At 61.4% G+C, this 13,692-nt stretch carries 6 protein-coding genes and 1 pseudogene; 3 read left to right on the forward strand and 4 right to left on the reverse strand.

All coding sequences use genetic code 11. From position 1 onward, the window contains the following. Nucleotides 1-94: 94 nt before the first annotated feature. Both IPP95_02195 and IPP95_02200 read right to left on the reverse strand, forming a co-directional pair. Nucleotides 95-4,831 (reverse strand): M4 family metallopeptidase, encoded by a 4,737-nt coding sequence (locus IPP95_02195; protein QQS73062.1) that lies wholly within the window; start codon nt 4,829-4,831, stop codon nt 95-97. A gap of 165 nt (nt 4,832-4,996) precedes the next feature. Beyond that, nucleotides 4,997-5,845 carry a hypothetical protein gene (locus IPP95_02200; protein QQS73063.1) on the reverse strand — a complete coding sequence of 283 codons (849 nt, stop codon included), beginning with the start codon at nt 5,843-5,845 and terminating at the stop codon, nt 4,997-4,999. Between the two features lie 151 nt (nt 5,846-5,996). On the opposite strand from IPP95_02200, the gene IPP95_02205 reads away from it, so the two are divergent. The 3 genes and pseudogenes from IPP95_02205 to rocD all read left to right on the forward strand — a co-directional run bounded on the left by IPP95_02205 (nt 5,997) and on the right by rocD (nt 10,340). Then, nucleotides 5,997-8,768 (forward strand): serine hydrolase, encoded by a 2,772-nt coding sequence (locus tag IPP95_02205; GenBank protein QQS73064.1) that lies wholly within the window; start codon nt 5,997-5,999, stop codon nt 8,766-8,768. A 43-nt stretch (nt 8,769-8,811) separates the two neighbouring features. Next, entirely contained in the window at nt 8,812-8,991 is a 180-nt protein-coding gene (locus IPP95_02210) for a hypothetical protein (GenBank protein QQS73065.1), read from the forward strand. Between the two features lie 103 nt (nt 8,992-9,094). After that, a pseudogene (rocD, locus tag IPP95_02215) lies at nt 9,095-10,340 on the forward strand (ornithine--oxo-acid transaminase). Nucleotides 10,341-10,475: 135 nt separating this feature from the next. Here the strand turns inward: rocD and IPP95_02220 are convergent. Next, on the reverse strand, nt 10,476-10,865 hold the full coding sequence (locus IPP95_02220) for a hypothetical protein (protein ID QQS73066.1): 390 nt from the start codon (nt 10,863-10,865) through the stop codon (nt 10,476-10,478). A 238-nt stretch (nt 10,866-11,103) separates the two neighbouring features. Further along, nucleotides 11,104-13,614 (reverse strand): carboxypeptidase regulatory-like domain-containing protein, encoded by a 2,511-nt coding sequence (locus IPP95_02225; protein QQS73067.1) that lies wholly within the window; start codon nt 13,612-13,614, stop codon nt 11,104-11,106. Between the last annotated feature and the right edge of the window lie 78 nt (nt 13,615-13,692).

The raw sequence follows: 13,692 nt of genomic DNA on the forward strand, positions 1-13,692 counted from the left end.
GGGTGACAATTATGGGAGGAGCTGGTGATCCCGCGTCCATCAATAGGAAAGGCCACCCTAAGGATGACCTTTCCACAGTGCGCAGTGCGTTCCCCTATTGCTTGGTGATCCGCACATGCCGCAGTTCCTCGCCGATCTGCAGGCGAAGGATGTAGCTGCCATCGGCCAGCTCGCTGATGTCAACCGCATTTTCACCGTTCCGGAAGACCCGTTCGGATGAAACCGTGCGTCCGGTGGCATCGGTCATCCGGCCACGAGCGGTCCCTGAAATGCCCGACAGGCGGACGGTGAAATGCCCATTGCTGGGGTTGGGCATTACGGTGATGGTGCTGGCTGCGGTCTGAAGGATCCCCACAGTGCCATACTCCACTACAATGGTGTCCATCACCGTACACCCCGCATCGTTCATTGCAGCCAGGATCACCGTGTATGTGCCATAGGCGGCGTAGGTATGCGCGGGGGCCTCCTCCGCGGAACTGCCTCCATCGCCGAAGTCCCAGAGCCATCCGGTGGCCCCGGAACCCGTGGAGGAAAAGTCCACCGCACCATTGTTATCGTTCGGGTCCGTATGCGCGATCTGCGCGGTAACCGGATCCTCCACATGCACCACCATGGTGTATTGCGTGCTGAACGGCGGGGTGCCTGCGGTGAGGACCACCGTGTAATCACCAGTTGCCATGTAGGCATGCATTGGAGCTTCTGCTTCGGAGGAGGTACCGTCGCCAAAATCCCAATGCCACTCCGTGCCGCCGTTGATGGTGCTGTTGGTGAACTGCACTTGGCTTTGGCAGGGGCCGTTGTAGCTGAAGTTGAACTCGGCGCAAGGCAGGTCGAGGATGGTGATGGACACAGGGACCTCCGTGCTGGGCAATGCGGGATCACTGGACCGCACTTGGATCAGATCCAGCGATGTCCCCGGTGTTGTTGCATAAGTGGGGATCGTAACGGACACCACCGTGCTGTCACCGGCCGGGATCTCGCCTTGGTCGGGATTTGTTTGGAACGGCCCCGAATAGCCTACCTCAAGAGATACCTGGTCGATCGCCCAGACGTCGTAGGTCGCACCGCTGTTGTCCACTTGGCGAAGCCGTAGTCTGGTCTGACCACTGGCCGCGGCCGCTGGTATCACGGCATCGACCATGGCCCAATCCAGATGTTCGGAGAGGGTGGCATAGCTCTCCAGTATTGTCCATGCCGTACCATTGAGCGAATACTCGAGCACGACGTACTCGCCGGCCTCCACCGTTTCACAGGCACCGCCCGATCCATATTTCAGGAAGAAGGAAAAGTGGGCGTTCTCCGCCAATGGCAAGGGCAAGGTCTGGATCGACCGTGTTCCGCCCGCACTGAAGCGGTGCGAGAGGGATCCCTGTTCCGCATCGCAATCAGCGGAATTCGCGCCCGTTGAGGACGCCCACAGGTCCGCGTTGTAGCTGGCAGCTTCGAAATCGTCCGTCAGTTCCGAGGCCAGTGTCCAGCTCAACGACCCGCCCCCGGTGTTGTGAAGGGTGAAGGAGCCGTACAGGCTGTCCTCGCAAAGGGTTCCTGTCAGGAACAAGGTGTCCGGCGTGGTGGCAATGGTGCCGGGCACCTGCACTTGGAGGTAAAGGGTATCCTGGTCGGTGCTTGCGCAGTTGCTCGCCGTAAGGACCACGGTCTTCGCGCCGCTGGTGAGGTAGGTATGCACGGGGTTCTGGAGAACACTGCTGGTGCCGTCCCCGAAATCCCAGTTCCAAGCGGAAGGTGTCTCCAAGCTGTTGTCCGAGAACTGCACGGACTGGCCGTAAGCAGGGTTCATGTCATCGGCGGCGGCGATGGTGGTGAGGTCCTCCTGGGAACCGATCTGCGCGGTCCAATTCACCGCGAAACCATCGTCCGTCACACTCTGGTCCGACGTCCAAGCGACGAACAACTGACCTCCGGTGGTGGTGAATGAAGCCGGGATGGTCGAACCGCTGAACTGGCCCAATGAAGGGGCCAAGGCGTCCGCTCCGTCATAGAAATTGAGGAAGTCATAACCGGATTCGGTCCGGAAAGCATCAAAGCTCACGGTGATGCTCGATGCGCAAGGCGGAGCGATCAGCAGGGTACAGAACTCATTGCTGAGGTAATCCGCCGTTTCACCTTCCGGGTCATAGAAAGTGCCGGTGAAGGCACCGGTGTTCGAAACCTCGCACAGATTGAAGGAATTCACCACGCGGATGAAGTCCGGGATCAGCAGTGTGTCGCTTCCATGCGCGTTGGCCACGATCAACTGCACGTCATAGTAACCGACGGTTGAATAACTCACCTGTGGGTTTTGGGCCGTGGACGAGGTGACGTCCCCGCCCTCGAATGCCCAGGTCCATTGGGTCGGCGCGTTCAAGGAAAGGTCCTGGAAGGAGACCGTGGAGCCCGGAAGCACGGTAAGCGGGTCCGCCGTGAACGCCGCGATCGGCGGTGCGTCGTTGTCGAGGACGATCACCGAATAATCCTCGGCCTGTCCACCGGTGACCGTACAGGCCGTGGTGATGGGCTGGCTGCTGGAGATCACCCGCGCCCGCAGCCGCGTGCCGAAGACCGTGCCCGCTGGAATGATCACGTCCGCGGCATGTACCAAGCTTTGGCCATTGGATGTGTACAGCAATTCAGCAGCGGTGAAGGCACCGTCGTTGTTCAGGTCGATCCAGACGGCGGCGTACGCTGCCAGATGCAGTTCCACGCTCAAGGGATAGCTCATCCCCTCGATCACCGTGGCCACCTGTTCACAGCTAAAATCCTGATAGCCGTCCACCGCGCCGGTGCTCGTCTTGTCGATGTTCCCGAACTGCACCCGGAAGATGCCGGCGTCCGAAGCAGGGTTGGTCGCGGCCGGTTGGCAGGCCGCAGGCGCAAGTTCCCCCAGGTCCTCCACCACGATCGGCTGGTCCATCACCAGTGTGTCCGTTGAATTGCACTGAGTGGATCCCAAGGCGATCAAGGAGACCGTATAGCTGCCCGTGGTGGCGTAGGTATGCGATGGCGAAACCAGGGTACTGGTGGTGCCGTCACCGAAATCCCAGAGGTAGCTGGCCGCGTTGAAGGAGCCATTGGTGAACTGCACCGTGGCCGGAGCCATGCAACTGTAGTTGGCCGAGAGTGTGAAACCGGCCAATACCGCATCGTTGAACGGCGCTCCAACGCCCACCGCGTACCAAGCGTTCGTCACCGCGATCAATTCCGGGGAACATGCTCCGAACAGGTCCGTGGCGGCCTGGATGGAGTTGGCGCGCGCGTCCGCATATTCGGAATTCGAGGTCATGTACATCGTCAGGCTGCGGAACGCGATATCGCCCGCCTCTTCGATCCCGATGCCCTGCACATTGTACACGTCAGCGTTGTCGTTCGTGCCGGCACCACCTTCGCTCAGCAGGTAGAACCAGAAGTTCTGCACGCCACTGTTGGTGTGAACGCCGCCATGGTCCGCAGTTCCGGAATACCAGTAGTCGCCGAGGTAAGTATCCGGGTCGCCGTTCGCGTTCGGGTCGGCCAAGTTGCGGAAGCCGGTCCCGCTAAGGCTCATCTCATCGCCCAGCTCCCAAGAGAAATCCCCTGGTTTCGCATAATGTTCAATGCAACTGCCCATGATATCACTGAAGCTCTCGTTCAACGCGCCCGGTTCATCCTCATAGACCAGTCCTGCGGAATTCTCCGTCACCCCGTGGGTGATCTCGTGCCCTGCCACATCAATGACAGTGAGCGGGTTGAATGTCGTCCCGTCGCCGTCGCCGTAGGTCATCCGCTCCCCGTCCCAAAAGGCGTTGTTATTGTTCGAGTAACCGTATTCGATCAGGTTGAAGTGCACATAGCTGAGCATGGGGGAGTCGTTGTTGTCGTAGGAATCCCAGTTCTGCTCGTTGTGGTAGAAATCGTAGGTACGCTCGGTGCCCCAATGTGCGTCCAGGATGGAATTGGCCGTCAAGCTTCCCAGGTCCCAATCGTTCACGGGGTTCGAGGGCACGATCGCCACGCTGTAGTCGGCGGTATTCAAGCAATCGTACGTGATGATGCCGCCGCCGCGCGAATGGTCCTCCAACTGATAGGGACCGCTGGCGGAAGGGCGATAGGTGATGATGGGACGGGTGCCGCTGTAGGCGGTCTGGGCCGTACCCGGTTCATCGATGCTGTGCATCCGTTCAAAGGACGCGAACACTTCCCCGGTCCGCGCATCCACCAGCACCTCCTGCCGGGACCGTGGTGACAACGCGTATACGTCCAGCTTGTACACCAGCCGCAGTTCACCCGTTAGCTTCGGGAAGGCAAGCGGGTAGTAGACCAGTTCCGCTTTCGGCTTGAAACTGGCTTCCGGGTCATGCTGCTCGCGTTTGATGAAGGCTTCCATCTCTGGCGATCCCCACATGTAGGACGTTGCGCCCACGTATCGTTCTGCGCTCTCGATCGCGGCCTGTGGATCCAACGATGGTGTTCGATCCCCGGTGGTCACCTTGGCCGACAGCAGTTCCCCGTTCATGGAACGGAGCTGGCCATTTTGGCTATGGACCGCAACGGTGGCACCGAAGACGGGAATGCCCCCGACGAACTGTTGATAGCGCTGATGACTGTAGCCGAGCTTGTCCACCACGGGGCGTCCTTGAGGCGTCAGGCCATATCCGGTCGGCCAGCCCAGTTCGGCCTCCAGCGCGGGCACCAGTGCGGCTTCGGACATCCCTTCATGGAAGGTGATCCGATCCGGGAATGCCTTGTTCCGCTCGTTCGAACGCGTGGCGATCTGTTGCGCCGATGCGCTGAACGAGAAGGCCATGCCAAGGGCAAAAGCAAGGAAGAGAATGGTACTGGTGCGAGTTTGCTTCATCGAGGGGGTACAGGGTAGGTGAACCTGAAAGGCCTTGGGATAAGGTTGGATCCGTACGGAAATGGGAAGCTCACCGCATCACGACAGTTCACCGTTCCGGCCGGAAAAGACGGTCAAAATAGAAGATCTGACGGTTCTGGACCGGTTCTGCCTCAAGATCCGCCGCTATCGCCCTTCCTTGGGCGGAGCATTGTACGGCTTGCTTTTGCCGGTCTGGCGCAAGTCGACATCCCGGTCCAGCCGCCAATGGTCCTTGTCCCACGTATAGCTGTCGAAGCTGAGGTCCGGCGCCGTGAAGGCGGGCTGCCCAGCGAACTCCGGACTGGTGGGAGAGAGATGATCCAGCACGATGGCCTTGCGTTCGGGCATCCATTTCAGCTGCATGCTGGCCTGTGCGGTGTAGGCGAAGACCTCCCGCTGGTGTCGCTGGCGGTCCGCTGGGAACAAGGGCGCACCGAACTTCGGCATGGAACCGCCGAGGCTGAGCACCTCGATCACCTTCCGTGTCTCCACCGGACTGAAGCCCTTCCAGCCGAGCAATGTGTAATAGGTCTTGCCTCCGCGCTCCACCGGGATCACCGCGTAGTACAGCGCACCGTACCAGTTCTCCGGGGTGAGCTGTACCGCGCTCGCCTTGGTGATGTGATCTGTCATGTCGCGCAGTTCATACAGCGCATGCTTCTTGCGTCCCGGCACCAGCAAATAGCCTTCGTACAGGAATGAACCATTGCCGCGGCGCACGTTCCAGGTGAACAGCCGGAAGGCCCCGTCCGGAGCGGACACATGGCTGATGGGCACGCCGGCAAAGGAGGCGGTAAGCCCGCTGTCCGAGTTGAGGATCGCGCCGAGTTCCTTCTTCACCAAGGCGCTGGCACTGTCGCTTGCGGAGACCGAATCCGCATCCCCGATCGCTTTCAGGTGGGCGGTCAACGGCCCATACCCACCGGTGCTCCCGGCTTGGCCAAAGAGCAACAACGGAGCGATCCCAAGAAGAAGGAGCAAGTAGCGGGTCACTGTGCGTGAACGTTTGATCGACCGCGAAAGTACCCAGCGCGGCCTGTGCGCACTGCGTCCAACAACCATGCTATACCGTCCGTTCTGTTGACAAGTGGCACGGCTCTTGGCCCAAGTGCCCAAAGGGTGCCGATAGTTTTGACGGCTATTCATGAAACGGACGATCATCATATCCATCGGGGCCTTGTTGGGGGTCATCACCCTTGGGGGGGGCACGCCCACCACCGTGCGGAAAACGCTGCCCCCATTCCTTGAGCGCCCTTCGCCTTGGGCGGATTCCGTGCTGGCCTCTTTGAGCCTCGAACAACGCATCGCGCAGTTGATGATGGTGGCCGCCTACAGCAACCAGGACGCCAAGCACATCGCAGATATCGATCAATTGGTGAAGCAGTACGGCATCGGCGGCCTGATCTTCTTTCAAGGCGGGCCGCTGCGGCAAGCGGACCTCGTGAACCGTTACCAGGCCGAGGCGAAGACGCCCATCCTCATCGGCATGGACCTCGAATGGGGCCTTGCCATGCGTTTGGACAGCACCATCAAATTCCCGCGCCAAATGACCTTGGGCGCCACTTCCGACGAGGAGGGCATCGAGCTGATGGGCGAGGAGATCGCCCGCCAGATGAAGCGGCTCGGCGTGCAGGTGAGCTTCAGCCCCGATGTGGACGTGAACGTGAACGCCGCCAATCCGGTGATCAACGACCGCAGCTTCGGAGAGGACCCGGAAATGGTGGCCCGCAAAGGCATCGCCTACATGAAAGGCCTGCAACGCGGCGGCGTCCTCGCCACGGCCAAGCACTTCCCCGGCCACGGCGATACGGACCAGGACAGCCACAAGACCTTGCCGGTGGTGGCCGCTTCCCGCGAGCGTTTGGATTCCGTGGAACTGCATCCCTTCAAGCGCTTGATCGACAATGGCGTGGGCGGGGTGATGGTGGCCCACCTCGAAGTGCCCGCACTGGACAGCACGCCGGGCCTGCCGAGCACCATGAGCAAGCCCATCGTCACCGATCTGCTGAAGGAGGAGATGGCCTTCAAAGGATTGGTCATCACTGATGCCTTGAACATGAGGGGCATCGCGAACGCGGAGAAGCCCGGGGAGATCGAGCTGCGCGCGCTGAAGGCCGGCAACGACATCCTGCTCTTTCCGCAAGATCCCGTGAAAGCGATCCAGCGCATCAAGCAGGCCGTGGACAGCGGGGAGGTCGCACCGGAAGTGATCGACGAAGCCTGCCTGAAAGTGCTCCGCGCCAAGGACTGGACCGGGCTGGACCACGTTAAGCCTGTGCAGCGCGAGCATCTGTACGAAGACCTCAACACGCCCGATGCCTTGGCCCTGCGCCGCAGGCTCTATGGTGAAGCACTCACCGTGGTCCGCAACGACGGCACCCTGCCGGTCCAAGGGCTCGACACCCTGCGCATCGCATCATTGGTGATCGGCGACACACTGCACAACAGCTTCCAGCAGGCCTTGGGGCGCTATGCGAACATCACTGAGCTGCGCTGCGAGAAGATCCTCAATGCCGGGCAGTCACAAGCATTGTTGGACAGCCTGAAGCAGTTCGACCTTGTGATCGCCTCCGTCCACAACACCTCGTTCCGCGTGAGCAAGGAGTTTGGCGTGCCGCAGCTCACACTGGACTTTCTGCGCCGCTTGGCCGATCAACAACGCATGGCCTTCGTGCTCTTCGCGAATCCTTACCGGCTCGGCTTGGCTTATGGCGCGCAACGCTGGAACGCGCTGGTGGTGGCCTACGAGGAAACCGATGACACGCAGGACCTCGCCGCACAATTGCTCTTCGGCGCCATTCCCGCCAAGGGGAAGCTGCCCGTCACGGCCTCGTCCTTCTTTCCATACGGCCAAGGGGTGAAGGTGCCCGCCATCGGCCGGTTGCGCTACGGGATGCCCGAGGAGGATAGCATGGAGACCGGCGACCTCCTGCGCATCGACACCATCGTGCGCGAAGGCTTGGACGCGAAAGCCTACCCCGGCTGCCAAGTGCTCGTGGCGAAGAACGGGAACGTGATCTGGAACAAGGCCTACGGCTCGCCTACCTACGCCGGCGCGCGTCCTTTGAACACCGATGACATCTATGACATCGCCAGCATTAGCAAGGTCGCCGGGACCACGCTGGCGCTGATGAAACTGGTGGATGAGGGCAAGCTGGATGTGGAGAAGACCTTGGGCGACTACATCCCGCAGATCGTGGCCGGCCATCCCTACCACGCTTCGCTGAAACTGAGCGAGATCCTCGCGCACCAAGCAGGTCTGCGGCCTTTCTCACCGTTCTACCTGCGGCTGTTGGACAAAGGGAAATTGAAAGCGGACATCGTCACCCGCGCCCCGGATGCCGCACATGACATGCGCGTGGCCGATAGCGTCTACATCAGCAGCAGCTACCGCGATTCCTTGGTGCAATGGGTGATGGATACGCCAACCGCCGAGCGCGGCAAATACGTGTACAGCGACATGGGCATGTACCTGCTGATGCGCGTGGTGGAAAAGGTCTCCGGCATGCCCTTCGACCGCTTTCTGAAGACCCAATACTATGCGCCGTTGGGCCTCACCACTCTGGGCTACCGCCCATGGGAACGCTTTCCGCTGGAGCGCATCATGCCCACCGAGGACGATACCAACTTCCGCCACGAGCAGATCCACGGCGATGTGCATGATCCCGGTGCCGCGATGATGGGCGGCATCGCCGGGCACGCGGGCCTCTTCTCCGATGCCGAACGACCTGGCCGTGATCATGCAAATGCTCCTGAACGGCGGCACCTACGGAGGCAAGCGCTACCTGAAGGCGAAGACCATCAATGCGTTCACCACCTGCCACTTCTGCACGGGCCACCCAAAGACGGACAACCGCCGCGGCCTGGGCTGGGACCGCCCGCAGGAGCGCGGTACCCCCGGCCCCAGCAGCGATAACGCCAGCAAGGAGAGCTTCGGCCACACCGGCTTCACCGGCACCATGGTCTGGGCCGATCCCGCCAACGGCACCGTCTATGTCTTCCTCAGTAACCGCGTCTACCCCGATGCGAACAACAAAAAGCTGGCCCATATGGACATCCGCACGAAGATCCAAAGCGTGGTGGAGCGGGCCGCAGCGGAGCCGATCAGCTTGGTGGAGCCGGTGCAACACCAGAACTGAACGCGGCCATTGTGTGTTGTCATCGCTTCCGGGGGCAAGTGGCGTTCGCACGCCCCTCCCTGAATCCGTACCTTTGCGGCGCATTCAAGAGATCCTGTACACCATGCCTACTACCCAGCATAACGAGACCCGCAGCCAACGTGCCATCCGCCTTGAGGACCGCTTCGGCGCGCACAACTACCACCCGCTGCCCGTGGTGCTGGAAAGGGGAGAGGGCGTCTTCCTCTGGGACGTGGAAGGCAAGCGCTACTACGACTTCCTCAGCGCCTACAGCGCGGTGAACCAAGGGCACTGCCATCCGAAGATCATCGAGGCGCTCACCGCGCAGGCGAAGAAGCTCACGCTCACCAGCCGCGCCTTTCTACAACGACGTGCTCGGCGAGTTCGAGGAATACATCACCGGCTATTTCAAATACGACAAGGTGCTGCCGATGAACACCGGCGCCGAGGCCGTGGAGACCGCGCTGAAGCTGGCCCGCAAATGGGGCTACGAGCGCAAGGGCATCCCGCGCGACCAGGCCCGCATCATCGTGTGCGAAGGCAATTTCCACGGGCGCACCATCTCCATCGTCAGCGCCAGCACGGACCCGGACAGCCGCAAAGGATTCGGACCGTACACCCCGGGCTTCGATGTGATCCCTTACGACAACATCCCGGCGTTGCAGCGGGCGCTGGAGCATCCGCACGTGGCGGCCTTCATGGTGGAACCGATCCAAGGTGAGGCCGGTGTGATGGTGCCGCATGCGGGCTACCTCAAGGAAGCATTCGAGGCCTGCAAGGCACGCAACGTCCTCTTCATGGCGGACGAGGTGCAGACGGGCATCGCCCGCACGGGCAAGCTGCTGGCCTGCGACCACGAAGGCGTGCGCCCCGATGTGCTGATCCTCGGCAAAGCCCTCAGCGGCGGTGTGCTGCCGGTGAGCGCGGTGCTCGCGGACAACGAGATCATGCTCTGCATCAAGCCGGGCGAACATGGCAGCACCTTCGGCGGCAATCCGCTCGCGGGAAAGGTGGGTATCGCCGCCTTGCAGGTGGTGAAGGACGAGAAGCTCGCCGCCAATTCGGAGCGCCTCGGCCAGCTGTTCCGCGATGCCATGCAGAAGCTCGTGGAGGAATTCGACTTCGTGAAACTGGTGCGCGGCAAGGGCCTGCTCAATGCCGTGATCATCGAGCCGCGCAAGGACGGTCGCACCGCTTGGGACCTCTGCCTACTGCTGGCGGAGAACGGCCTGCTGGCCAAGCCCACGCACGGGGACATCATTCGCTTCGCACCGCCGCTCACCATCACTGAGGAAGAACTGATGGCCTGCTGCGCGATCATCCGGAAGAGCGTGGCGGCGTTCCAATGAGGCCGGACCGCTAAGGACACGAAGGACGCAAAGAAGAGTATGGGAGCGGTGGCCTGCTTGTGGGCCTCCGATACTGGACGTGGCAATGGGAATGAGGCTTAATATCGGTCGCTCCGAGTGATCACTGGTGGCTGATCACGGCTTTGTGGACCTGTCCACCGTGCGGATCAGCTGGCCCCTCTCGAAGTACTTCTCCAAGTAGATCTGCCCATCGGGCGCGTACTCGATCTGCACGCCTTCCTCCAGGCCCTTGTCCCAGTGCTCGGTGTACTTGCGGGTGCCGTCCTCGTAATAGTAGTTCCACTCGCCCTGCTCTTTGCCGTCCTCGAAGCGGCCCACGTAGTCCAGCTTCCCGTTGGGGTGGTACACCTTCTCCATCACTTTCACGGCATCCTCGCCCTTGCCCTTCAGGAAGAGCACCACCTCAGGCTTTCCAGTGGGGTATTTGCTCGCGACAAAGCGGTGCGTGGAACACCCGGTCGCCACCAAACAGCAACAAGCGAGCGGAAGAAGGAAGCGTTTCATGTCGGGCAATTTACGGGAACCTTCACATTCCGTGAAAATCGAACTTGATGTATTGCTTCCTGGGGAACTCTACTTCCGGGGATAACCACAGTAGAGAATGAAAAAAAACCGCAGATGTCGCAGATGGCGCAGATGCGGCCTCAACAGCGGCCGCATTCCCCGCTACGCGGGCCATCTGTGACATCTGCGACATCTGCGGAAAAAAGCAGGGCGGTCCCCGGATCCGCCTGATCACCGGTCAGAACCGAGCGATCAACTTCAGGTTGATCCTTCTCGGCGTCAGGAACTCCGGGATGCCGTAGTAGCGCCCCTGCACATCCTGCACCCAGGTGTAGTCCACCGTGTTGTTCAGGTTGATCAGGTTGAAGACCTCCAAGGAGAGCCAGAGGTCTTTGATGTGCCGGAGCACGCCGGTCTTTTCCTGCCCGGGCGCGCCTAAGAACTGCTTGCTGAAGCCGATGTCCACGCGGCGGTAGAGGCTGGTGCGCAGGGTATCGGCGTAGCGCGTCTCGTTCGGCGGGCCGTAGGGCAGGCTGGTGCCGAAGACGAGGTTCAGGTGGACCTTGAAGGTGGGCCAGCGCGGCATTTCATCCTGAAAGAACAGGGCGAAGCTCACGCGCTGGTCGGTGGGGCGGGGGATGTGGCCCGCTTCCACGCGAACGCTGTCCACCGGTGTGCGGTCCTGCGTATCGATGGCATCGGTACGCTCCCCGGCGGCGTTGTACGTGCGGTAGTAGAAGTCGCCGTCGATGTCCTCCTCGGTCTGCATCACGGAGAGCGAGGCCCAGGATTCCACGCCCTTGATGAACTCGCCGTTGAGCTTCATGTCGATGCCGGTGGCGTAGCCCTTGGCATTGTTCTTCGCATAGTAGCGGATGCGGACGTTGTCCAGTTCGTAGGGATTGAGGTCGCTGAGCGCCTTGTAGTAGGCCTCGGTGGAGAATTTGAACGGGCGGTCCCACATCTTGAACTGCCGGTCCATGCCAAGGATGAAGTGGATGCTCTTCTGGGCCCGCACTTCCGGGTTCAGCACGCCGTTAAAGTCACGCAGCTCCCGGTAGAAGGGCGGCTGGTAGTACACGCCGGTGGCGAACCAGAAGCTGTAATCACGCGGTACGGTGTCGCCGGCGGCCACCACTTTGCGCCATCCGGGATGGTAGGCCAAGCGCAGCCGCGGGCTGAACACCGTCTGCCCGTTGTAGCTCCAGTTCTGGCCGCGCACGCCGGCCACCAAGGCCCAGGAACGGTCGCGGCCGGTCTTCCACTCCCAGGCGTTCTGCACGTAGGCGGAGGTGCGGACACTTTCCAGATCGATCTTGGTCTTCACGCTCGTGTTCAGCTCCAGCACAGCGCCGCTGCTCTGCGGAATGCTGTAGCCCGCGCTGTCCACCACGTACCATTCGCTCAGGCGGTCATTGATCCGCTCGGTGCGCGCCTCCAGACCCCATTGCAGGTTGTTTCCACGGCCCCAAAAGAAGGATCCCGTGTGCGTGGCGCTCAGCACCGTTGCCTCCAAGCTGTTGCGTGCATGCTCCAAGTAGGCACCGATGCCGAGGTCCCGCACCACTTCGCCGAACTGCTCGCTGGCGAGGTTGCGGTCCAGCTCGCCCAAGCGGTATTCGCCGAGGATGTCCATCCGCTCAGTCTCGTAGGTGTTGAAGGCGCTGCCGGTGAACTTCAGCACGGTACGGGGGGAAGGGCGGGCGGTGAGGCTGAGCGCTCCGGACCACGTTTCGTAGGCCGTGCGTTCCTGGCCTTCGAAGTACACGGTGTAACGCAATGCCTGATTGAAATTCCCGAGTTCCGTCTCGCGGTCCTGCGGGGTCACATCGTAGCGGTTGCGTGAATAGAGGCCGAGGAAGCCGATCTCCACCTTGTCGCTGAGGTCGTAGGTCCAGTAGCTCTGCAGATCGGTGTAGGTGGGGACGTAGTCGCCTTTGGTGTCGAGGCCCTTGAGGATGGTGCTGAGCGTGCGGTAGCGGAAGCCGGTGATCTGGCGCAGCCGCTGGTGGGCCATGGCGCTGCCCACCGTAACGGAGCCGCCCAGCAGGCTCGCGCTCACGATGGCATCGAACTCGCGGGGGCGCTTATAGGTGATGTCCAGCACGCTGCTCAGCTTGTCGCCGTAACGCGGCTCCCAGCCGCCGGCGCTGAAGTGGATCCGCTCGATCATGTCCGGGTTCGGGAAGCTGAGGCCCTCCTGCTGGCCACTGCGCACTAAGAAAGGACGATAGACCTCAATGCCGTTCACATACACCAGGTTCTCGTCGAAGTTGCCACCGCGCACGTTGTAGCCGCTGCTCAGCTCGTTGCGGGTCATCACGCCGAGACTGCCTTGCAATAAGCTGTTCACATCGCCGAGCGAAGGCTGGAAGTGCGAGGTGCGCGCATTGAGCTTGTCGATGCCCGCATCGCGAAGGCGGTCGTCCGTAACGGTAACGGGACCGATGACGGAGGACCGGATCATTACGTCCAGCGACCGCGTTTCCCCGGCCTTCAGCTTCAAGGTGCGCTCCACGGTCTCCGCTCCGGGGTAGGCAAAGCGCAGCACGATCTCCCGTTCAGCAGGAACAATGATCGAATAGCCACCCGTAGCATTCGAGGAGGTGGCGGCTTGCCCCACAACGGCGATGCTCGCATCGGGCAGCGGCCGGTTCTCATCATCGCGCACTGTGCCCGATACCGTGGCCGTTTGAGCCGCAAGCAGGAACGGGAGGAGGAGATGAAGAAAAAGGAGGGAACGCCTCATGCAGGGATAACGGGGGCGGGTGGCTTCTTTGGGGACGGCCAAAGTAACGGGGAAGCGCCGGGTTTAGTGCCGCAGACC

The sequence above is a fragment of the Flavobacteriales bacterium genome (assembly GCA_016700415.1).
Taxonomy (GTDB): Bacteria; Bacteroidota; Bacteroidia; order Flavobacteriales_F; family PHOS-HE28; genus PHOS-HE28.